The following is a 21399-nucleotide window of genomic DNA, read 5'->3' as shown; positions in this document are numbered from 1 at the left end:
CTGCGGGCCCGGCCCCGCACCTCCAGCCACGCCGAGGCGGCCGTCGCCGTGCCCACCGCTGTCTCCTTCATCGTGACCACGCAGTTGTTGCCGCTGCCGGCGTCGTAGAGCAGGTAGACCCTGCCCTTCCGGCTGCCCGAGACGGTCAGCGGGGCCGAGTCGATCACCCTGTATCCGCTGCCGCACGCCTCGATCGGCGTGTACGGGTTCGGCTTCGCCGGCTGGCCGGTCGTCGTTCCGGGGCCGGGTCCGCCGGGAGCGGTCGCGGTCGGCTCGCCGCTGCCCGCCGTCGGGACCGGGGAGCGCCCGGGCGGCGACGCCGACGGACTGCGGGACGCCGACGACGTCGTCGCGCGGGTGGCACCCGGCGTGGGCTCGACGCGCAGCCGGCCCGTACCGTCGTCGGCCGCCGCGCCGGACGGGCCCGCCGCCGTCTCGCCGGTCAGCGCCGCCGGGACGTCTCCGCCGGCCGGGCCGTCGTCGGGGGCCAGGGCGAGCGCGGCCACCCCGACCAGCACCACGAGCCCGGTGGCCGCCGAGCCGAGCAGCGCGGCCCGGCGCCGCCGTGCCGGCTGCGGCACGACCGGGTCCTCCCGGGTGGGCGGGACCGGTCCCCGGGCGTCGCTTCCCGTCGCCGGTCCCGGGTGCGGGCGGGCGGCGACGGGTGGCAGCGGCGCCCACGGATCCGGCGGGGCGACCGGCCCGGCGGGGGCCGGCGCAACGGCGTCACCGGCCGCCGGGGTGCCGCCCTGGTCCGGTCGCGCGGCGGAGGGCGCCGCCGAGGTCGGGCCGGCGACGGCCCACGGCGGGCGGGCGGACGTCGGCACCACGGCCAGGGTCGCGTCGCGGGCCTCGGCCGCGGCGTCGGCCATCGCCGCCGCGTCGCCGAACCGGTCGCCGGGGCGCTTCGCCATCGCCCGCCGCACCAGCGCGGCCACCGCCGCCGGGATGTCGGGCGGCAGCGGCGGCGGCTCCTCCTGGAGGTGCCGCAACGCCACCTGGAGCGGGTTGTCCCCGTCGAACGGCGGTTGGCCGGTCAGGCAGAAGTACGCCACCGCGCCGAGCGCGTAGACGTCCGTCGCCGGGGAGACCGGCTGGTTCGCGGCCTGCTCGGGCGACATGTACGAGGCGGTACCGAGCATCACGTTGGCGGCGGTGATGCCCGCCGTGGTGCCGGAGCGGGCGATGCCGAAGTCGACGAGCACCACCCGGCCGTCGCCCTTCACCAGCAGGTTGCCCGGCTTGACGTCCCGGTGCACGATGCCGGCGAGGTGGGCGGTGTGCAGCGCCTCGGCGGCCTGCGCCACCACCGACATGGTCGACGCCGGGTCGAGCGATCCCGCCCGCCGCAGCCAGGAGCTCAGCGGCTGGCCGTCGACGTACTCCATCACCAGGTAGTCGACCCGGCTGCCGTCGTCGAGGACGGACCGGCCGACGTCGTGCACGGCGACCACGCCCGGGTGGCGCAGCGCCGCCAGCATCCGCGCCTCCGCCCGGAACCGGGCCGTGAAATCGGGATCCGCGCTCAGCGCCGGCAGCAGCGCCTTCACCGCCACCGTGCGTTCCAGCATCAGGTCGGTGCACCGCCAGACCGCGCCCATGCCGCCGATCGCCACGCGGTCGTCCAGCCGGTACCGGTCGCTGAGCACCACTCCCCGAGTAAGCACCGCGACACCGTACCGGCCCGGCGGGGCGGGACTGGCCGCCCGGCGGGGCGGCGGGGCTGGCCGCCCGGCGGGGCGGCGGTGGACTACCGGGGTGTCTGGTACTGGAAGTCGTTGGGGTTGACCGCCGCCGGCTTCGGGTCCTCCTGCCAGGCGCCCTCCCCGGGGCGGGCGACGAGGGCGTCCAGCAGGTCCTCCCGTTCCATGTGCGCGGCCCCCACGATGCCGCCGCGCACCGCCATCGCCCGCAGCGCCTCGGTGTCCTTGTCGTGCAGCGGTTCGTCCATCGTCGCCTCCTCCAGGCCCGTCGGCGGTCGGCGACCGCCCCGTCGCGCGTCAGGAGGCCCATACCCGGACAGGGGCCGGGGAACCCTGCGCCGCCCGCCCGGCGTACGGATGTCGGGCCGCCCCGCGCCCGGCCGACTACGCTGGCGGGGGTTCGTCCCACGGGACATCAGCGGCGAGGGGAGACGCGGCATGGCGTGGAGCTGGCGGTACGAGGGCGCGAACGGCGAGTCGGTCGAGGGGCCGGCGGAGTCGTTCAGCAGCCAGGCGGACGCCGAGTCCTGGATCGGTCAGGCCTGGCGGGAGCTCGCGGCGTCCGGCGTCACCTCGGTCACGCTCGTGGAGGACGACCGGGTGGACTACCGCATGAGCCTGCTGCCTCCGGCGGAGTGATGGCCGGCGACCGCCCGGGGGGCGAGCCGTTGGTGCTCGGCGTGCCCCGGGCGGCGTTCCGGCCCAGCCCCGTCTTCCTCGCCCTGGTCGCGCTCTTCGTGACCAGCGGGGTGCTCACCTGGAACGGGTTCGGCAACGTCCGGCTCGACGTGTTCCTCTTCGTCGTGTCCGGCTGGCTGGTCTCGCTCTGCCTGCACGAGTACGCCCACGCCGTCGTCGCCTACCGGGCCGGCGACCGCAGCGTCGCCCACCGGGGCTACCTGACGCTCAACCCGCTGAAGTACAGCCACCCGCTGCTGTCGATCGCGCTGCCCGTGGTGGTCGTGCTGCTCGGCGGCATCGGCCTGCCCGGCGGGGCGGTCTGGGTGGACCGGCACGCCATCCCGGGGCGGCTGCGGCACACCCTGGTCAGCCTGGCGGGCCCGGCCACCAACGTGCTGTTCACGCTGGTCCTGGTGCTCGCCGTACGCCTCGGGGCGGGCGGCGGCGGGCCGGTCGAGTTCTGGGCGGCCGTGGCGCTGCTGGCGTTCCTCCAGCTCACCGCGAGCGTGCTCAACCTGCTCCCGGTGCCCGGCCTGGACGGCGGCAACATGATCCAGCCGTGGCTGAACCCGCAGTGGCGCAGGATGTACGACCTGTTCGCCCCGTTCGGCTTCATCCTGCTGTTCGCGCTGCTGTGGAACCCGCGGATCGGCGGCTGGTTCTTCGACGCGGTCTTCGCCGTCGGCGACTTCCTCGGCCTGCCCCCGTGGCTCTACGCCCTCGGCCTGGACCTGATCCGCTTCTGGCAGGGCTGAACCGCGCCCCCGCCGGCACGGTCCGGCCCGGGCGGCCCGTGGTGCGGGCCGGCCCGGGCCGGGACGCGTCACGGGCGCTCGGCGGGAGACTCCGTGCGGGCCGGGTCGCGCTCGACGATCGGGTCGACGATCTCGTCGATCGCCTTGAGCAGCTCGGCGTCGAGCTTCACGCCGGCCGCCTTGACGTTGTCGTGCACCTGCTCCGGGCGGGAGGCGCCGACGATCGCCGAGGAGACGTTCGGGTTCTGCAACACCCAGGCGACGGCGAGCTGCGCCATGCTCAGCCCGGCCTGCTCGGCCAGCGGCTTGAGCCGCTGCACCCGGGTCAGGACCTCGTCGGTCATGAACCGGGAGATGAAGCCCGCGCCCGACTTCTCGTCGGTGGCCCGGGAGCCGGCCGGCGGCGGCTGGCCCGGCAGGTACTTGCCCGAGAGCACGCCCTGCGCGATCGGCGACCAGACGATCTGCCCGATGCCCAGCTCCTCGCTGGTGGGGACGACCTCGGACTCGATGACCCGCCAGAGCATCGAGTACTGCGGCTGGTTGGAGACCAGCGGGATGTGCAGCTCACGGGCGAGCTGGTGGGCCGCGCGGATCTCCGACGCCTTCCACTCGGAGACGCCGATGTAGAGCGCCTTGCCGGAGTGCACGACGTCGGCGAACGCCTCCATCGTCTCCTCCAGCGGCGTGCTGTGGTCGTACCGGTGGGCCTGGTAGAGGTCCACGTAGTCGGTGCGCAGCCGGCGCAGCGAGCCGTTGATCGACTCCATGATGTGCTTGCGGGACAGGCCCCGGTCGTTGCGGCCCGGCCCCGTGGGCCAGTACACCTTGGTGAAGATCTCCAGCCCCTCGCGCCGCTCGCCCTCCAGCGCGCGGCCCAGCACGTCCTCGGCGCGGGTGCCCGCGTACACGTCGGCCGTGTCGAAGGTGGTGACGCCGGCGTCCAGGGCGGCCCGGACGCAGGCGAACGCCGCGTCCTCCTCGACCTGCGAGCCGTGGGTGATCCAGTTGCCGTACGAGATCTCGCTGACCATCAGGCCGGAACGGCCCAGGTGACGGAATTCCATGAGTCGACCCTAGCCCGTTCCGATCATGCCCACCCCTCGTGGCGGGCCACCCTGTCGCTCAGAGCACGGGGCTGGTGTCGACGAGCAGCCGCTCGATCTCGGCGACGACCTCGTCGCGGTCGCGGTGCACCGGCTCGATGAGCGGCTCGCCCCGCCGGTCGAGCGCGCCCCAGCGGCCCGTGCCGTCGCCGACCAGGAACGCGACCGGGTGGACGACCAGCGCCGGATAGCTGGGCGCCACCAGCACCTTCCCGGCCCGGTTCACCACGCCACGCCGGCCGGCCACCTCCACCACGGCCAGCCCCTCCTCGGTGAAGCCGTCGACGTACCGGCCGTCGGCCAGGACGGTGGCGAAGCCGTGGTGCCGGGTGGGCACCACGATCCGGCCGTTGCGGTCGACCGCGCCCCAGCCGTCGCGGCGGACCACGGCCACGCCGCGTTGGAACGGGCGTACGTCCGCGAAGCCGTGCGGCACGACCACCTCGCCGGTGGCGTCGATCGCCACCCAGCCGGCGTCGCCGCCGTCGGACACCCAGGCCAGCCCGTCGGAGAACGAGCGGACCACCGGGTACGACGGTTCGAGCACCGTGGTGCCGGCGCGGTCGATGAGCGACCACCGCTCGGTCTCGGGGCGCCGCACCCAGGCCAGCCCGTCGCGGAACGGCTGGGCCTCCGCGTACTCGGCCGCGATGACCAGGTCGCCGTCCGTGTCGGAGAAACCCCACAGGTCGCCGTCGCGGGCCGGCATCGGGGGCCGGTCACGCTCCAGCACCTCCTCGCGGCTGCGCGGGTACGGCCCGAAGCCCGTCTCCGCGACCCGCTCCGCCACCGCGTCCAGGCTCAGCCGGATCCGGGCCTGCAACTCGGGGTCCTCGGTGCCACGCAGGTCCAGGGCCCGCTCGAAGTGGTGACAGGCCTCCATCAGCCGACCCTGGTCGTAGCAGGACCGCCCGGCGTGCTCGTGCAGCACCGCGCGCAGCCGCTGTGGCAACTCCGTGGAGTTCGCCTCGGCGAAGAGCCGGTCGGCCTCGACGAACTCGCCGCGCCAGCGCAACACGTGCGCCAGCCGGGCCTGGGCCACCGCCGTACGCCGCAGCTCCCCGGTGGCCTCGGCGTAGGTGAGCGCGAGCCGACCGTCCGCCAGGGCGTCGTCCAGTTCGCCGAGGATCCGGGACACCACCGCCCGCAGGCTGAGCAGCCGGGCGCGCGACTTGTTGTCCACGGCCGCGCCCAGCTTCTCGGTCAGCCGCCGCCGGATCGTCCGGAACTCGTCCGGCTCCGCCACGATCTCCCGCAGGGTGGCCGGATCGAGCCGCCACCGGTAGCTCGCCAGCACCTGCTCCGGATCGCCCTGCGCCGCGTTCTGGTGCCCGGCGTCCCGCGCCTGCTGCGGATCGCCCTGCGCGGCGCTCTGGTGCCCTGCGTCCCGCGACCCGACGGGCATCCCGGCGGCCCGTGGTCCGCCGGCCCGTGTTCCGTCGGCCTGTGGTCCGGCCGTGTTCGGTTGGGTGGTCCGTGGTTCGGTGGTGCTCGGTTGGGTGGTCCGTGCTGCGGCGGTGTTCGGTTCGGTGGTCCGTGGTCCGGTGGTGCTTGGTTCGGCGACCCGTGACTCGGCGGTGCTCGCTTCGGTGGCCAGTGGTCCGCTGGTGCTCGGTTCGGTGGCCCGTGGTTCGGCGGCGCTGGCTCCGACGGCGTGGGGCTCGGCGGTGTTCGTCGCGGCGATGGCTGGCTCGGCGGTGCGGGGCGCGGAGGGCTCCGCGCTCGTCGATGGCACCTGCCCACCGAGCGGCCTGGCGGCGGGCGACGTGGCGAGAGAGGGCACGGCGTCGGGCGAAGCGGCGACAGGCAGCGCGGACACCGGCTGCGCCGACGGCTCGGAGGTGGGCGGTACCGGCGAGACGTCCGTGGGCGGTACCGAGGCTGTCGGCGGCGCGGAAACGGGCCGGGCCGGCACGAGGTCTGCGGCGGGTGCCGAGACAGGCTGCGGTGCCTGCGACGACGCGCCACGGACGATGGGCGGGGGCGGCACCGACGCGGCGGGCGGAGCGGAGACCGGCTCGCCCGGCGGGGCCGACACCGCGTCGGCCTGTGCGGCGGCAGTGGCGGACGCGTCCTGCGCAGGCGCGTACGGATCTGACGCGACGGGCGGCCCGGACACAGACGGTACCGGCGGCGCGGCGACAGGCTGGGCCGGTGGCGCGGAAACAGGACGCGGGGCCGGTGGCGCGGAGACCTGCTGGGCCGCTGGCACGGCGATGGGCCGGTCTGGTGACGGGGAGACCTGTTCGGCCGGCGGCGCGTCGATGGGCCGGGCTGGTGGTGCGGAGACCGGCTGGGCTGGTGGCGCGTCGATGGGTGGGGCCGGTGGCGCGGAGACAGGGCGCGGGGCCGGTGCGGCCGGGACCGAGTCGCTCATCCCGGCGGCCGGCCCGACAGAACCGGCCCGGGACACCTCCGTCGGCTCGGCCGGAGGGCCGGCGACGGGGGAGACAGGCGGTGCGGACACCGGTGTCGCAGCGCCGACGGGCGGCGCGGACACGGGACGCGGATCGGCCGCGGTGGGTGGAACACCACGGGTGTCAAAAGCCTTCGGTGACAACCATGGTGTTCCACCGGTGGGCGCAGCCGGGTCGTTCGGCATCCGCTCAACCGGTTCGAGCGTGGGAGTCGTGGCATGCCCGTCCATGCGCGGGGCCGCTGTGTCCGCCGCGTTCGGGTACGGCGGCGGCGTTGCTTCGTACTGTACCGCTGCCTTCGGGGCGGTTCCATTCGCCGTGACGGGATCGGGCCCGGCCGGCTGTGCCTGGGCTGCTGCCGTCGGTGCGTCCGGCATCGGCCGTACGACCGGCGCTGCAACCTGCAGGCCGGACGGTGGTGCCGACACGGGCCGGGCAGGAGTCGCGGAGCCCGGGCGCGGCGCGGGCGACGCGAAGGTGGTCTGCCCGGGAGGCGCGGAGACGGACGCTGCGGAGTTGCTCTGCACCAGCGGCGCGGGTGGTGCGGAGACCGGCGGCGTGGACGGTGCGGAGACGGGCGGCGCGGGCGGTGCGGAGACGGGCGGCGGCGCGGGCACGGGCGGCGTGGACGGTGCGGGGATGGGCGGTGCGGGCGCTGCGGGGACGGGCGGCGCGGGTGGTGCGGATACGGGCTGCTCCGGCGGGACGGCGAACGGCGTCGGGTTCGCCGGTGCCGGTGCCGGTGCCGGTTCCCGGACGGTCGGCGGCATCGGGACGGCAGGCGCAGGGGACGTCGGGGCAGGCGCGGGGGCCGGGCCGGCGGGCGGACCGGACACCGGGTCGGGTGCGGAAGGCACCGGCCCAGCGGGCGAACCGTGTACCGGCTCGGGAAGGGTGGGCACGGGCAATGCCAGCCCGGCGGGCGGACCGGACACCTGCTCGGAAAGAGAAGACGCGGGCGGTGCCGGCGCTGTCGCCGGTACGACTCGTGGGCCGGACGCCGGTGGGATGGCCGGCGAGACCGGGGCCGATTCCGCCGGGGCGACCTCGGACGGCGGTTCGGGGTGGTCGTGAGACGGAGACGTGGATCTTGCCGACGACGAGGTGGCAGGTTCGGGCGAGGGGGTACCGCCGTCGGGAGGATTCGGGACCGACCCGTCGAGGCCACGGTTCGGCACGGCGTCTACGCCCGACGCGCTGTGGGGAGTCGACACGCCGCTTGCAGCCACCCTGCCGCTTGCAGCCACCGTGCCGCTTGGTGCCGTACCACTCGGGGCCGCCGCCTCGCTGAATGCCGGCGTGCCGCTCGGAGTCGCCGTGCCACTCTGCGCCAGCGTGCCACTTTGCGCTGGCGTGCCGCTCGGAGTCGCCGTGCCGCTCTGCGCCGCCGTGCCGCTCGACGCCGCCGTGCCACTCTGCGCCGGCGTGCCGCTTGGAGTCGCCGTGCCGCCCAGGGGCGGCGTGGTGGTCGGGGGAGGCGTGGCGGTCGGGGACGGGTCAGCCTGGCTCGCGGGCAGAGACCCGTCCGGCGTGACCGGGGCAGGTGCCACGGGCCGGGACGGTCGGAACCAGGCGTCCGGTCCACTCGGGGTAGGCGCCTGGGGAGGCGGCGGGGCGGCCGGTGTGGGCGGGCCACTCGGTGGTGGCGGGACGTACCGCCTGGGCCTGTCGGGCGCGATGGGCGCCTGCGGTGCCGGGACGTCCTGCCTGGCCGTGCCTGCGGCTCCCGGGGCTTCCGGCGAGCGGTGCGGTGCGGTCGGACGGGTGGCGGACGGCTGCCCGGATGGCGCGGGGGCCGAGGGCTGCGTCACGGCCCGGGCTTCGCCGTGCCCGGTGCCCGGGTGCGGCGTCGGTGCGTCCGGCCGGGCCGGTCCTGGGTGTGCCGGGGCCGGACCGGGCACCGTGCTGGCTGTCGCCTGGCGGGCCGCGTCGGTGGTCGTCTCCGGGGCCGCACCGGACACCCTGCTGGCGGTCGCCTGCGGCGTCGGCAGGAACTCCAGGCGCAGTCGGGCGGCGGGAGGCGCCGAGATCGACGTGGGGTCGTCCTCCGGGGCCGGGCGGGGCGTGTGGCCGGTGGCCGAACCCGCTGGCGGCACCGGCCGCCCGACCACCTGATCCACCGGGCTTGCCGGCGACACCGGGTGGCGGACGTCCGGGGTTGCCGGTGACACCGGGTGGCGGCCGTCCGGGCCTGCCGGCGATACCGGGTGGCGGAACTCCGGACCCGCGGGTGACACCGGGTGGCGGCCGTCCGGGCCTGCCGGCGAGACCGGGCGGTTGATGGTCGGATCCGCCGGCGACGCCGGGGCCGGGGCGGGACCCGCCGCCGACGTCCGCCCGGAAAGGGGCCCGGGGGGTGACACCTGACCGGCCGGCGAGACAGGCCCGGACAGGGGACCGGCAGGCGACACCGGCCGACCGTGGAGCGGCGCGGTCGGGTCGGGCCGGTCGGAGCGTGGCAGGTCGCGGGCCGGCGCGGGGGAGACGGGGCGGCCCGGCGGCGGGACGTCCCCGGCCGGGGCCCGGAAGCCCGCCGGTCCGGGGGCCTGCGCCCCGGACGTCGTCGGGGCGCCGTAGGTGGGGGATTGCGGCCGTTGGTCGTACCCGGGCGGGAGCGGCGGGGTCGCGGCGTCCTGGGGGCGGTCGGCCGGTCGCCGGTGCTCGGGGCGGGGTTCGGGGCGGCGCGCCGCGCCCCGGTCGGAGCCGGGCCGCAGGGGGCCGGCCGGGGGCCAGGGCAGGCCGCCGTCCTGCTGCGGGTGCCCCCGGTGCGCCTCGGGCTGGCGAGGGGCGTCGGGCCGGGCAACCCCGCGCGGTCCCCGCTCCGGGTACGTCTCGGCACGCGCCGCCTCGTGCGCACGCCAGCGCTCGTCCGGCTCCTGCTGCCGCCGCTGGCCGTCCGGAGGCATCTGCTGCCCGGCGGGGGCCCGGTCGGGGCGCGGCCACCCGTCGGCGGGTACGCCGGCCTCGCGGCCCCGTCCGCCGGGGCCGCGGTCCCACTGCGAGTCGGCGGAGCGCTCCGGCTGCGCGGCGGCCGAACGCCCCCACTGCCCATCAAAAGGACGCTCACGCTGCCCGTCGACCGGACGCTCACGCTGGCCGTCGAAAGGACGCTCACGCTGCCCGTCGGAGGGGCGGGACTCCGGGGCAGGGGGCGCCCACTGGTAGCGGCGCCCGTCAGCGTCCGCCTGGCGGTCGTCGACGGTCTCCGCCCGGCGGTCGTGGCCGGACGTGGCGGGACGGTCGTGAACGCGCCCGGGGCGGTGGTCGTGGCCCGGGTCCTGCCGGCGGTCGTAGCCGGCGTCCGGGCGCTCGTACGCCGCGGGGCGGCGGGGCGGCACGTCCTCGTCGGGCTCCGGGAGCCAGCCCGGCTCGGGCCGGCCGGCGGGGGAGACGGGGCGGTCCCGCCCGGCCGGCTCGTACCGGGGGGTGCGGCTGTCGTAGCGGTCGGGACCGGCGTGGTCGCGCTGTCGGGGGGAGTCGACGGGCCGGCCGGGGGCGTCGAACTGACCCCGGTCGTTGCGGTGCGGTGGCTCCTGCCGGGGCGGCCACTGCCGGTCGTCCGGCCGGCGTGGCTCGGCGGGCTGGCGTCGGTACGACTCGTCGCCGTACCGATGCGCGTCGGGGCCGTCCGGTTGGCCGTTCCACGCGTCCTGCCGACCGGGGCGTCCGTCGGGCAGGTCGTCCCACGACCGGCCGATGTAGGTCCCGTCCGGCCGGGTGGGCGCGAGCGGGGGCACCTCGGCCCGGCCCACGGCGGAGCGGCCCCGGGGCGCGGACGGCGCGTGTTCGACGCCGATGTCGCCCGCGTAGCGCTGGCCGGGGAACTGCGGGTGCCACTCGGTGGTGGGCTCGATCATCCAGGCCGGTTCGGCGGAGTCGTGCCAGTGGTCGTAGTAGCGGCTCATCCGGTTGCCCTGTCGCCACGGAGGGTAGGCGGAACGCCCGGTGCCAGCCGCCGGGGAGCGGGCACGCCCGGGTGCCCGGCTGGCGTCCGTCCGCTCACGACGGCGCCCCGGTGGCCGGCCCGCGTCCGCTCGCTCACGGCGATGTCACCTCGTTGGAAATTGTCGCGCTGGGCGCTCCACGTGCCGGTAGAGTCGCCCCTCCGGTACGGCGTGGCTGCGGAAGGAGGGTAGCGGCGTGGGCTCAGTCACCGCCACTGTGGCACCGCCCACCGCCCCAAACGTTATCCTATGGTTCCGGACATTTAAGGCTATAACCGGATCAGGCTTCCGACGTTACGCCACGTACCGGCAGGCGTCGGTGGCGGGCGTCGTGACCAACACGGTCTTCGGCTTCCTGCGGTGCTACGTCCTGCTCGCGGCGGTCGGCGCGGCCGGCACGGTGGCCGGGTACGACCGGGGGCAGCTCGCCACCTTCGTCTGGGTGGGCCAGGGCCTGCTGGCGGTCGTCCTGCTCTGGGGCTGGACCGAGCTGGCCGACCGGATCCGCACCGGCGACGTCGCCAGCGACCTGCTGCGGCCCGTGCACCCCGTGACCAGCCATCTCGCCGCCGACCTGGGCCGCGCCGGCCACGCCGCGCTGGTCCGGTTCCTGCCGCCGGTGCTGGTCGGGCCGCTCTTCTTCGAGGTCCACGTGCCCCGCCGCTGGGCCACCCTACCGATCTTCGCGTTCTCCGCCGTCGTCGCCGTGGTCCTCTGCTTCGGCTGCCGGTTCCTGGTCAACGCGACCGCGTACTGGTTGCAGGACGTCCGGGGGCCGGTGATCCTCTGGACCCTCGCGTCGGGCGTGCTCGCCGGGCTCTACTTCCCGCTGCGCTTCCTGCCGGAGTGGCTCCAGCTCGTTCTCTGGCTGGGCACCCCCTTCCCGAGCCTGCTCCAGACCCCGCTCGACGTGCTGGTCGAGCGGGACCCGACCGGCACGCAGGTCGGGCTGGTCGGCCTCCAGCTCGCCTGGGCCGTGCTGATCCTGGCCGCCTGCCGGCTGGTGCAGCGGCGCGCGGAACGCCGCCTGGTGGTGCAGGGTGGCTGAGACGTCGGGCGGGGCGCTGGCCGCGTACCGGGCGCTGCTCGGCGCGCAGGCACGGGCGCAGACGGCGTACCGGACCTCGTTCGTCATCGACGTGGTCGGCAACGTCGGGTCCACCGTCTTCGACGTGCTGACCGTGCTGGTGATCTTCGGGGTCACCCGGGAGCTGGGCGGCTTCACGCTGCGCGAGACGCTTGTGGTCGTCGGCCTCTCGACGTGCGCGTTCGCCGTCGCCGACCTGCTGGTGGGCAACATCGAGCGGCTGCCCCGGTACGTGCGCACCGGGCTCTTCGACGCCGTGCTGGTCCGCCCACTCGGCGCACTGCCCCAGCTGCTGCTGATGGACCTGCCGCTGCGCAAGGTGTCCCGGGCGGTCTTCGGGCTCGCCGTGCTGGTCGTCGCCGTCGGCTCCGCCGGCGTCCAGTGGACCCCGGCGCGGGCGCTGCTGGTGGTCCTCGCCCCGCTGGCCGGGGTGGTCTTCTTCGGGTCGGTCTTCGTGGCCACCGCCACCGTCTCGTTCTGGTGGGTCGACTCGGGTGAGCTGGCCAACTCGGTCACCTACGGCGGGCGGGACTTCGCCTCGTACCCGGTCACCGTCTTCGAGGGCTGGTTCCGCGCGGTGTTCGCGTACGGCCTGGGCTTCGCCTTCGTCAGCTACCACCCGGCGCTGGCGCTGCTCGGCCGCGCCGACCCGCTCGGCCTGCCGGCGTGGGTCGGCTGGACCGCGCCGGCCGTCGCGCTGGTCGCGGCCGTCGGCGCGGCGGCGGCCTGGCGCACCGGGGTCCGCCACTACCGGAGTACGGGGTCGTGAGCGACGACGTGATCGTGGCCGACGGGCTGCGCAAGGAGTTCACCGTCCGGGTGCGCACCGGCCGGCTGCGGCGGGAGAAACGGCGGGTCACCGCCGTGGACGGCATCGACCTGCGGGTGGCCCGGGGCGAGATGCTCGGCTACATCGGGCCCAACGGCGCCGGCAAGTCGACGACGCTCAAGATGTTCACGGGCGTGCTGACGCCCTCCGCCGGCGAGGTACGCGTGTGCGGCCTGCGTCCGGTGGCCGAGCGGACCCGGCTCGCGCTGCGCGTCGGCGTGGTCTTCGGCCAGCGCTCGCAGCTCTGGTGGGACCTGCCGCTGGGCGACTCGTTCGCGCTGCTGCGGCACGTCTACCGGGTGCCGGCCGCCGCGCACGCCGCCCGGCTGCGCCGCTGCCGGAGCCTGCTCGACCTGGACGCCTTCCTCGACACCCCGGTCCGGCAGCTCTCCCTCGGGCAGCGCATGCGCGGCGAGCTGACCGCCGCGCTGCTGCACGGCCCGGAGGTGCTCTTCCTCGACGAGCCCACCATCGGCCTCGACGTGGTCAGCAAGCAGGCGGTCCGCGGCTTCCTCGGCGAGCTGGGCCGGGCCGGGGACACGACGCTGGTCCTCACCACGCACGACCTGGCCGACATCGAGCGGCTCTGCCGGCGCCTGGTGGTGGTCGACCACGGGCGGGTGGTGCACGACGGGTCGATCGCCGCGCTGCACGAGCGGTACGGGTCACGCCGGCTGCTCGTCGCCGACCTGGACGCACCGCTGGCCGAGCCGCCGGTGCTGCCCGGCGCGCCGCTGCACCGGCAGGAGGCCGACGGGCACCGGCTGGTCTTCGCGTTGGAGTCGGCGGGGGTGGCCGAGGTGGTGGCGGCCCTGGCCGGGCTGGGCGCGCTGCGGGACGTCTCGATCGTCGAGCCGGACATCGAGGACGTGGTGGCCCGGCTCTACGGCAGCTGCTGACGCCCCCGCAGGGCCAGTGACGGCGACGGCCCCGTACCGCGCTGCGGTAGGGGCCGTCGGTGCGGCAGGCTCAGACCGGGTCGCCGATGTTCACCCGGGGCGCGGGGGCGCGCATCCGGCGGAACGTGATCGACCGCATGATGGCGTAGAGGTAGAGCGAGCCCATCCGCTGCCCGGTGTTCGGGAAACGCTCCCTGACCAGCTTGCGGATCTTGCGCGAGATCAGGAGCGAGTCGACCACCACACCCAGGGCGAGCGCGCCCCAGAGGATGTTGGAGACCAGGCGGACGACCGGCGGCATCGCGGCGTTCGAGCCGATCAGCACGATCAGCGCCCCACCGAAGAACCAGGTGCCGACCGTACGCCGGGAGTCGACCACGTTGCGGGCCAGCAGCCGCTCCGGGCCGCGGTCGCGGGGGCCGCCCTCACGGCGGAACTCCTCAGCCGCCTCGGCGCGCAGCTGGCGTTTGCGCTCCCGCTGCTCCTCCTTGGTCAACGGCTTGGTGGCCGCGGCCGGCCGGCGGCCGGCGGTCGGCCGCTTCGGGGTGGCCTTGCCCAGCTCCTTCTTGCTCGGGGTGTAGCCCCGGGGCTGGGCAAGCGTGGACTCCTCGTCGGGGGTCACCGGGGTGACGGCCTCGTCGACGAGGTCGGAGGACTTGCGGCGAAACAGCGAGGGCACGCGGAAAGGGTAGCCAAACGACGGCGCCCGGTGCACATCGCGGTGCACCGGGCGCGTACGGGAGTGGTCGACGTTACGGGCGCTCGACGTGCGCGCCCAGGTCGGCCAGCTTCGCCTCGAAGTCCTCGTAGCCCCGGTTGATCAGGTCCACGCCGTAGACCCGGGAGGTGCCCTCGGCGGCCAGCGCGGCGATCAGGTGGCTGAAACCGGCCCGCAGGTCGGGGATGACCAGGTCGGCGGCGTGCAGCTTGCTCGGCCCCGCGATCACCGCCGAATGCTTGAAGTTGCGCCGGCCGAAGCGGCACGGCGTGCCGCCCAGGCAGTCCCGGTAGACCTGGATGTTGGCGCCCATCGAGTTGAGCGCCTCGGTGTAGCCCAGCCGCTGCTCGTAGACCGTCTCGTGGACGATCGACAGGCCCCGGGCCTGGGTGAGCGCCACCACCAGCGGCTGCTGCCAGTCGGTCATGAAGCCCGGGTGCACGTCGGTCTCCAGCGCCACGGCGTGCAGCTCGCCGCCCGGGTGCCAGAACCGGATCCCGCCCTCCTGGCCCGGGTCGCCCAGCTTCGGCGGCCGGGCGTCGGTGACCTCGTACTCGCCGCCGACGGAGCGGAAGATGTTCAGGAAGGTCATCATGTCGGCCTGCTGCGCGCCGAGCACCTCGACGTGGCCGCGGGTGGCCAGCGCCGCCGCCGCCCAGCTCGCCGCCTCGATCCGGTCCGGGATCGGCCGGTGCGTGTAGCCGTGCAGCTTCGGCACACCCTGGATCTCGATGACCCGGTCGGTGTGCACCTTGATGATCGCGCCCATCTTCTGCAGGATGCAGATCAGGTCGATGATCTCCGGCTCCACCGCGGCGTTGCGCAGCTCGGTGACACCCTCGGCCATCACGGCCGTCAGCAGCACCTGCTCGGTCGCGCCGACGCTCGGGTACGGCAGGGCGAACTTGGTGCCGTGCAGCCCGTTCGGCGCCGACAGGTGCAGCCCCTCCGGGGTCTTCTCGACCGTCGCACCGAACTCCCGCAGCGCCTGGAGGTGGAAGTCGATCGGGCGCGGCCCGATGTGGCAGCCCCCCAGGTCGGGGATGAAGGCGTGGCCGAGGCGGTGCAGCAGCGGCCCGCAGAAGAGGATCGGGATCCGGCTGGAGCCCGCGTGCACGTTGATCTGGTCCGTGCTGGCGCTCTCCACGTTCGCCGGGTCGAAGACGAGCTCGCCGTCCTCCCCGCCGTCGGTGACCTTGACCCCGTGCAGGCCGAGCAGGCCCCGGACCACCTCGACGTCGCGGATCTTCGGTACGTCGTACAGCCGGCTCGGGCTGTCACCCAGCAGGGCGGCGACCATCGCCTTCGAGACCAGGTTCTTCGCGCCGCGCACGCGGATCCGCCCTTCGAGCGGAGTACCTCCGTGTACGACCAGGACATCGTCGGTCAACGCAACCTCCAGCGCGTCGGTGCTGCCGTGTTGATGGTGGGGCACGCGATAGTCATCGCTACCCGGAATGCGGCCATGTCGAAACGGCCCGCGTGAGTCGTCGCACCGGCAGCATAGCCCTCGGTGACGATCATGGACCCGGTCACATCGTCCCTGAGGGTACTAATCGGTGATCGGACCCATTTCCGTGCCAATTCCGCTACGGAGGGTGATCAGCTCGCTGCGGGCGGCGGGGTGTCGGCCGCGGGCAGGGCCAGCATCTTCTCCAGCGCCACCCGGGCGTGGTGCGCGGTGTCCGGGTCGACGGTGATCTGGTTGACCAGCCGGCCGGCGACCAGTTCCTCCAGCGCCCAGACCAGGTGGGGCAGGTCGATCCGGTTCATGGTCGAGCAGTAGCAGACGGCCTTGTCCAGGAACATGATCTGCTTGTCCGGGTGGGCCAGCGCGAGCCGGCGGACCAGGTTCAGCTCGGTGCCGACCGCCCACGCCGAGCCGGCCGGGGCCGCCTCGATGGCCTTGATGATGTATTCCGTCGAACCGACGAAGTCGGCGGCGGTGACCACCTCGTGCCGGCACTCCGGGTGGACCAGCACGTTCACCCCCGGCACCCGCTCCCGCACGTCGTCGACGCTGTCCAGCGTGAAGCGGCCGTGCACCGAGCAGTGCCCGCGCCACAGGATCATCCGCGCGTCACGCAGCTGCTGCGGGGTGAGCCCGCCGTTGGGCTTGTGCGGGTCGTAGAGGACGCAGTCGTCCAGCGAGAAGCCCATCTCCAGCACCGCCGTGTTGCGACCCAGGTGCTGGTCGGGGAAGAAGAAGACCTTCGACCCCTGCTCGTACGCCCACTCCAGCGCCCGCTTCGCGTTGGACGAGGTGCAGACCACGCCGCCGTTACGGCCGACGAAACCCTTGATGTCCGCCGAGGAGTTCATGTACGTCACCGGGACGGTCTCCGCCGCGATGCCCAGTTCGGTGAGCACGTCCCAGGCGGTCTCGACCTGCGACAGCACCGCCATGTCCGCCATCGAGCAGCCGGCGGCCAGGTCGGGCAGGATCACCTTCTGCGCGTCCGAGGTGAGGATGTCGGCGCTCTCGGCCATGAAGTGCACGCCGCAGAAGACGACGTACTCCGCGTCGGGCCGGGCCGCCGCCTCGCGGGCCAGCTTGAACGAGTCACCGGTCACGTCGGCGAACTGGATCACCTCGTCGCGCTGGTAGTGGTGCCCCAGCACGAAGACCTTGCTGCCCAGCGCCGCCTTCGCCGCCGTCGCCCGGGCCACCAGGTCCGGGTCGCTGGGCGCCGGCAGGTCACCCGGACACTCGACGCCGCGCTCCGTGGCGGGGTCGCTGCCCCGGCCGAGCAGCAGCAGTGCCGTCGCGGTGTTGGAGGGTTCCACCCAGGTCGAAGTCACGTGCCCCATGGTCCCACAGTGCGGCCTCGGCGCAGCCTCCAGCGGTGTGTGCTGCCACACTGCTCGACATGCGCGTGCTGCTCTGTCCGGACAAGTTCGCCGGCACCCTGCCGGCCCCGCAGGTCGCCGACGCCGTGGCCACCGGCTGGCGGGAGGTCGCCCCCGGCGACGACCTGCTCGTGCGGCCCCTGTCGGACGGTGGACCGGGCTTCATCGACGTGCTCTCCGACGCCCTCGGCGGGCGCCGGCTCCCGGTGCCGACCGTCGACCCGCTGGGCCGCCCGACGACCGGTGAGATCCTGCTCACCGACGGCGGTGCGACCGCCTGGCTGGAGAGCGCCCAGGCGTGCGGGCTGCACCTGCTCGACGCGGCCGAGCGGGACCCGAAGACCACCTCCTCGTACGGGCTGGGGGTGCTGGTGGCCGCCGCCGTGGAGGCCGGCGCCCGGACGGTCGTGATCGGGCTGGGCGGCTCCGGCACCAACGACGGCGGCGCGGGCATGCTCACCGCGCTCGGCGTGACCCCGCTGGACGCCACCGGCCAGGCACTGCCGTACGGCGGGGGCGCGCTCGGCGCGGCGGACGCCCTCGACGGCGCGCCCCGGCTGCGCGACGCCCGCCTGGTGGCCGCCACCGACGTGGACAACCCGCTGCTCGGGCTGCACGGGGCCAGCAACGTGTTCGGCCCCCAGAAGGGCGCCGACCGGGCCGACGTGCTGCTGCTCGACGCCGCGCTGGAGCGCTTCGCCGCCGTGCTGGAGCGGGACCTGCCCGGCTGCCCCGAACGGCTGGGCGCGCTGCCGGGCGGCGGCGCGGCCGGCGGGCTGGGCGCGGCCGTCCTGGCGCTGGGCGGGCACTGCGAGTCGGGCATCGGCCTGGTCACCCGGGCGATCGGGCTGGACGTCACGCTCGACGAGGTCGACCTGGTGATCACCGGGGAGGGCTCGTTCGACCATCAGTCGCTGCGCGGCAAGGTGGTGGCCGGGGTGGCCGGCGCCGCCCGGGACCGGGGCGTGCCCTGCGTGGTGGTCGCGGGCCGGGTGAGCACCGGGCGGCGGGAGGCCGGGGCGGCCGGGGTGACCGACGCGTACAGCCTGGTGGAGCACTTCGGGGGCGAGGAACGCGGCGGGCTGGCCGCCGCGATGGAGCGCCCGGCCGAGGGGCTGCGGGCGCTCGGCACCCGGCTCGCCCGGCAGTGGAGCCGCTGACCACGGCCGGTGCGGGGGCGCGCCGGGCGGCGGCCCTGGTCACGCCGGACGGGTGGGGCCGGCCGCGGCGGCGTACCATCGGATCTGGACCACACCGGGAATGGCTGGGCGACAGGAGATGTTGGCCAGTGCGTCCGGACCCAACCGCGCAGGGAGATTTCACGTGACCACGCCAGCGCAGACCGAGTCGACCGAGGCCAAGGCCCCCACGTCCGTCGTCCTCACCGACGTCGCGGCGCAGAAGGTCAAGGCCCTGATCGAGCAGGAGGGCCGCGACGACCTGCGGCTCCGGGTCGCCGTGCAGCCGGGTGGCTGCTCCGGCCTGCGGTACCAGCTCTTCTTCGACGAGCGGTCGCTCGACGGTGACGTCGTCACCGACTTCGACGGTGTCGAGGTCGTCGTCGACCGGATGAGCGCCCCCTACCTGGCCGGCGCCACCATCGACTTCGCCGACCGGATCGACGCCCAGGGCTTCACCATCGACAACCCCAACGCGGGCAACTCCTGCGCCTGCGGTGACTCGTTCAGCTGAGCCAGACCTCCGCTGACCACGGCGGGGCCGTCCTCCGGGGCGGCCCCGCCGTCGTCTTCCGGTCGGAAACGAGCCGTCGGGAAGGTGACCCGGGGCCGACCGACCGGTCATCCTGAGGGGGCCGGGCCGGTAGGCTGACCGGCGCCCTGCTCCCGACCCCGAGGTTGACATGAAGATCGCCGTGACCGGCTCGATCGCCACCGACCATCTGATGAGCTTCCCCGGTCGCTTCGCCGACCAGTTCATCGCCGACCAGTTGCACAAGGTCTCGCTCTCCTTCCTGGTGGACGACCTGGTGCTGCGGCGTGGCGGGGTGGCGGCCAACATCGCCTTCGGCATGGGGCAGCTCGGCCTGCGCCCGGTCCTGGTCGGCGCGGTCGGCGCGGACTTCGCCGACTACCGCTCCTGGCTGGAGCGCCACGGCGTCGACTGCGACTCGGTGCACATCAGCGAGGTGGCGCACACCGCCCGGTTCGTCTGCACCACGGACACCGACATGTGCCAGATCGCCTCGTTCTACGCCGGGGCGATGAGCGAGGCGCGCAACATCGAGCTGGCGCCGGTGGCCCGCCGCCTCGACGGGCTGGACCTGGTCCTGGTCGGCGCGAACGATCCGGAGGCGATGCTGCGGCACTCCGCCGAGTGCCGGGAGCGCGGCTACCGGTTCGCCGCCGACCCGTCCCAGCAGCTCGCCCGCATGGACGGCGAGGACGTCGTCGGGTTGATCGAGGGCGCCGAGTACCTGATGACCAACGACTACGAGAAGTCGCTGCTGCAGAGCAAGGCCGGGCTGACCGACGCGCAGCTGCTCGACCGGGTCAAGGTGCGGGTCACGACGCTGGGCAAGGACGGGGTGGAGATCGCCGGGCGGGACTTCGACCCGATCCACGTGCCGATCGCGCGGGAGACCCAGGCGGTCGACCCGACCGGCGTCGGCGACGGCTTCCGGGCCGGCTTCTTCACCGCCCTCTCCTGGGGGCTCGGGCTGGAGCGGGCCGCCCAGGTCGGCTCCCTGCTCGCCACGCTGGTGCTGGAGACGGTCGGCACCCAGGAGTACGAGGTCCGCCGCGACCTGTTCGTCAAGCGCCTGGCCGAGTCGTACGGCGACGTCGCCGCCGAGGACGTCCGCCCGCACCTCGTGCCGTGAGGTGACACCGGCGCTGGTCGCGTCGCCGGGCCGCCGGGGGTGGTGAGGAACACCCCGGGCGGCCCGGACGGCGGGCTGGCCGGTGGACCCGCAGGCGCCAGCGGTAACGGCGGCGTGGTGCGGGTCGGCCCCCGCACCACCCGGGTCAGTGGCGGCGGCGGACGTCGAAGGCGGGGCCGTCCGGCCCGGTGATCGTGCCGAGGAACTCGTGGCCGCGCATCCGGCACCAGGCCGGGATGTCCACCGCCGCGGCCGGATCGTCGGCGAGCACCCGCACCACCGTGCCGACGGGCAGCTCGGGCAGCCGCCGGGCCGCCGCGATCACCGGCAGCGGGCAGCGCTGACCGCGACAGTCGAGGATCTCCGCCGGCGCCGTCACAGCCCCACCACCCCGGCCTCCGCGCGCAGCCCCGCCACGACGCCGGGCAGTTCGGCGAGGAACCTCTCGACGTCGGCCTCCGTCGTCTCCCGGTGCAACGAGACCCGCACGTTGCCGTGCGAGAGCACCCCCATCGCCTCCAGCACGTGCGACGGCCGCAGCGTCGACGACGTGCACGAGGAGCCCGAGGAGACGGCGAACCCGCGCCGGTCGAGCGCGTGCAGCAGGGCCTCGCCGTCGACGTAGAGGCAGGAGAAGGTCACCAGGTGCGGCAGGCGGTGGTCGGGATCACCCACCACCTCCACGTCGGGCACCTCCGCCGCCACCCGGTCCCGGATCCGGGCCACCAGCGGCGCCAGCCGGGCCGCCTCGGCCGCCGCGTCGGCCGCCGCCGCGCGCAGGCTCGCCGCCGCCGCCACCACCGCCGGCAGGTTGAGCGTGCCCGGCGTACGCCCGGCCTCCCGCTCGTCGGCCGGCCAGGGCGACTCCCAGCGGGTGCCCTTGCGCACGACCAGCAGCCCCACCCCGGGCGGCCCGCCCCACTTGTGCGCGCTGGCGGTCAGCACCGACCAGCCCGCCGGCACCGGGGCCCGGCCCACCACCTGGGCGGCGTCCACGTACAGCGGCACCCCCGCCTCGGCGCACTCCCGCGCGGCCCCGGCCACCGGCTGGAGGGTGCCGACCTCGTGGCTGGCGGCGATCAGCGCGGCCAGCGCCACCCCCGGCGCCCGGACCGCCGCCGCCCAGCGGTCCAGGTCGAGCCGGCCGAGCCGGTCCACCGGCACGGGCGTGGCCGTGCCGCCCGCCGCGACGTGCTTCTCGGCGGCATGCAGCACCGCCGAGTGCTCGATCGCGGAGTGCACCAGGCCGGCGCCCACCCGACGCCGGCCGGTCAGGCCCCCCAGCACGGCGGAGTGCGCGGCCGTCGTACCGCTGGGGGTGAAGGACAGCTCGTCGGCGCGGACGCCGAGCGTCTGCGCGCAGGCCTCGCGGGCGGCGTCGAGGAGTTGACGGGCGCGGCGGGCCTGCGTGTAGAGCCGGCCGGGGTCGGCCCAGCCGTCGTCGAGGGCGGCCAGCAGCGCCTGTCGGGCGACCGGATGCAGCGGCGCGGCGGTGGCCGCGTCCAGGTAGACCGGGGATGCGCTCACGCAAGCCAACGTATCGCGCCGGTATGCCCAAGATCCCCCCGATG

General features: G+C 75.1%; 17 protein-coding genes and 1 pseudogene. 9 read left to right on the top strand and 9 right to left on the bottom strand.

Annotated features, from left to right (window positions below; genetic code table 11):
* Positions 1 to 764 precede the first annotated feature (764 nt).
* A pseudogene (locus ACGFNF_RS01125) lies at positions 765 to 1667 on the bottom strand (serine/threonine-protein kinase); the annotation flags it as partial.
* A gap of 83 nt (positions 1668 to 1750) precedes the next feature.
* Complete coding sequence (locus tag ACGFNF_RS01120) at positions 1751 to 1951, bottom strand: hypothetical protein (protein ID WP_121400450.1); 201 nt, start codon at positions 1949 to 1951, stop codon at positions 1751 to 1753.
* 190 nt (positions 1952 to 2141) lie between these two features.
* Here ACGFNF_RS01120 and ACGFNF_RS01115 point away from each other — a divergent pair, with 190 nt between their 5' ends.
* Together ACGFNF_RS01115 and ACGFNF_RS01110 are read left to right on the top strand one after the other, a co-directional pair.
* On the top strand, positions 2142 to 2342 hold the full coding sequence (locus ACGFNF_RS01115; RefSeq protein WP_151456671.1) for a hypothetical protein: 201 nt from the start codon (positions 2142 to 2144) through the stop codon (positions 2340 to 2342).
* Entirely contained in the window at positions 2342 to 3139 is a 798-nt protein-coding gene (locus ACGFNF_RS01110) for a site-2 protease family protein (RefSeq protein ID WP_393164936.1), read from the top strand. The genes ACGFNF_RS01115 and ACGFNF_RS01110 overlap by 1 nt, the downstream gene beginning before the upstream one ends.
* A 68-nt stretch (positions 3140 to 3207) precedes the next feature.
* Here the strand turns inward: ACGFNF_RS01110 and ACGFNF_RS01105 are convergent, their stop codons facing one another.
* Positions 3208 to 4206: an aldo/keto reductase family protein gene (locus ACGFNF_RS01105; RefSeq protein ID WP_357578198.1), complete on the bottom strand. Its 999-nt coding sequence runs from the start codon at positions 4204 to 4206 to the stop codon at positions 3208 to 3210.
* Between the two features lie 58 nt (positions 4207 to 4264).
* Positions 4265 to 6559, bottom strand: coding sequence for a WG repeat-containing protein (locus tag ACGFNF_RS01100; RefSeq protein WP_393165321.1), 2295 nt, complete (start codon positions 6557 to 6559; stop codon positions 4265 to 4267).
* Positions 6560 to 8564: 2005 nt separating this feature from the next.
* Between ACGFNF_RS01100 and ACGFNF_RS01095 the strand changes: the two genes are divergently transcribed.
* From ACGFNF_RS01095 to ACGFNF_RS01080, 4 genes are all read left to right on the top strand, one after another.
* Positions 8565 to 8777, top strand: a complete 213-nt coding sequence (locus ACGFNF_RS01095; protein WP_393164934.1) for a hypothetical protein — start codon at positions 8565 to 8567, stop codon at positions 8775 to 8777.
* Between the two features lie 2025 nt (positions 8778 to 10802).
* Positions 10803 to 11654 (top strand): ABC-2 family transporter protein, encoded by an 852-nt coding sequence (locus ACGFNF_RS01090; RefSeq protein ID WP_357578194.1) that lies wholly within the window; start codon positions 10803 to 10805, stop codon positions 11652 to 11654.
* Entirely contained in the window at positions 11647 to 12462 is an 816-nt protein-coding gene (locus ACGFNF_RS01085; protein WP_357578193.1) for an ABC-2 family transporter protein, read from the top strand. The genes ACGFNF_RS01090 and ACGFNF_RS01085 overlap by 8 nt, the downstream gene beginning before the upstream one ends.
* Positions 12459 to 13421 carry an ATP-binding cassette domain-containing protein gene (locus ACGFNF_RS01080; RefSeq protein ID WP_393164931.1) on the top strand — a complete coding sequence of 321 codons (963 nt, stop codon included), beginning with the start codon at positions 12459 to 12461 and terminating at the stop codon, positions 13419 to 13421. Before ACGFNF_RS01085 ends, ACGFNF_RS01080 begins: the two co-directional genes overlap by 4 nt.
* A 70-nt stretch (positions 13422 to 13491) precedes the next feature.
* On the opposite strand, the gene ACGFNF_RS01075 is transcribed toward ACGFNF_RS01080, so the two are convergent.
* From ACGFNF_RS01075 to nadA, 3 genes are all read right to left on the bottom strand, one after another.
* Positions 13492 to 14100: a DUF3043 domain-containing protein gene (locus ACGFNF_RS01075; protein ID WP_357578191.1), complete on the bottom strand. Its 609-nt coding sequence runs from the start codon at positions 14098 to 14100 to the stop codon at positions 13492 to 13494.
* 73 nt (positions 14101 to 14173) lie between these two features.
* A complete protein-coding gene (murA, locus tag ACGFNF_RS01070) occupies positions 14174 to 15529 on the bottom strand; it encodes a UDP-N-acetylglucosamine 1-carboxyvinyltransferase (protein ID WP_151456661.1) in 1356 nt (451 codons plus the stop codon).
* A 212-nt stretch (positions 15530 to 15741) separates the two neighbouring features.
* On the bottom strand, positions 15742 to 16941 hold the full coding sequence (nadA, locus tag ACGFNF_RS01065; RefSeq protein ID WP_393164929.1) for a quinolinate synthase NadA: 1200 nt from the start codon (positions 16939 to 16941) through the stop codon (positions 15742 to 15744).
* 68 nt (positions 16942 to 17009) lie between these two features.
* Between nadA and ACGFNF_RS01060 the strand changes: the two genes are divergently transcribed.
* From ACGFNF_RS01060 to ACGFNF_RS01050, 3 genes are all read left to right on the top strand, one after another.
* Positions 17010 to 18149, top strand: coding sequence for a glycerate kinase (locus ACGFNF_RS01060; protein ID WP_357578227.1), 1140 nt, complete (start codon positions 17010 to 17012; stop codon positions 18147 to 18149).
* 163 nt (positions 18150 to 18312) lie between these two features.
* On the top strand, positions 18313 to 18681 hold the full coding sequence (gene erpA, locus ACGFNF_RS01055; RefSeq protein WP_091104634.1) for an iron-sulfur cluster insertion protein ErpA: 369 nt from the start codon (positions 18313 to 18315) through the stop codon (positions 18679 to 18681).
* 169 nt (positions 18682 to 18850) lie between these two features.
* Positions 18851 to 19828 carry a carbohydrate kinase family protein gene (locus ACGFNF_RS01050; protein ID WP_151456659.1) on the top strand — a complete coding sequence of 326 codons (978 nt, stop codon included), beginning with the start codon at positions 18851 to 18853 and terminating at the stop codon, positions 19826 to 19828.
* 145 nt (positions 19829 to 19973) lie between these two features.
* On the opposite strand, the gene ACGFNF_RS01045 is transcribed toward ACGFNF_RS01050, so the two are convergent.
* Together ACGFNF_RS01045 and ACGFNF_RS01040 are read right to left on the bottom strand one after the other, a co-directional pair.
* Complete coding sequence (locus ACGFNF_RS01045) at positions 19974 to 20207, bottom strand: sulfurtransferase TusA family protein (RefSeq protein WP_132236127.1); 234 nt, start codon at positions 20205 to 20207, stop codon at positions 19974 to 19976.
* Positions 20204 to 21355 (bottom strand): cysteine desulfurase family protein, encoded by a 1152-nt coding sequence (locus tag ACGFNF_RS01040; protein ID WP_393164926.1) that lies wholly within the window; start codon positions 21353 to 21355, stop codon positions 20204 to 20206. Before ACGFNF_RS01040 ends, ACGFNF_RS01045 begins: the two co-directional genes overlap by 4 nt.
* Between the last annotated feature and the right edge of the window lie 44 nt (positions 21356 to 21399).

The organism is Micromonospora sp. NPDC048868, assembly GCF_043198195.1.
GTDB lineage: Bacteria > Actinomycetota > Actinomycetes > Mycobacteriales > Micromonosporaceae > Micromonospora > Micromonospora reichwaldensis.
The sequence above is the reverse complement of the archived record's forward strand: the minus strand, read 5'-3'. Positions and strand labels throughout refer to the sequence as shown.

What these genes read in the sequence shown, in the direction of transcription:
- ACGFNF_RS01120 (WP_121400450.1), bottom strand. Translation starts at nt 1,951, where the DNA reads ATGGACGAACCGCTGCACGACAAGGACACCGAGGCGCTGCGGGCGATG.
- ACGFNF_RS01115 (WP_151456671.1), top strand. Translation starts at nt 2,142, where the DNA reads ATGGCGTGGAGCTGGCGGTACGAGGGCGCGAACGGCGAGTCGGTCGAG.
- ACGFNF_RS01110 (WP_393164936.1), top strand. Translation starts at nt 2,342, where the DNA reads ATGGCCGGCGACCGCCCGGGGGGCGAGCCGTTGGTGCTCGGCGTGCCC.
- ACGFNF_RS01105 (WP_357578198.1), bottom strand. Translation starts at nt 4,206, where the DNA reads ATGGAATTCCGTCACCTGGGCCGTTCCGGCCTGATGGTCAGCGAGATC.
- ACGFNF_RS01060 (WP_357578227.1), top strand. Translation starts at nt 17,010, where the DNA reads ATGCGCGTGCTGCTCTGTCCGGACAAGTTCGCCGGCACCCTGCCGGCC.
- ACGFNF_RS01050 (WP_151456659.1), top strand. Translation starts at nt 18,851, where the DNA reads ATGAAGATCGCCGTGACCGGCTCGATCGCCACCGACCATCTGATGAGC.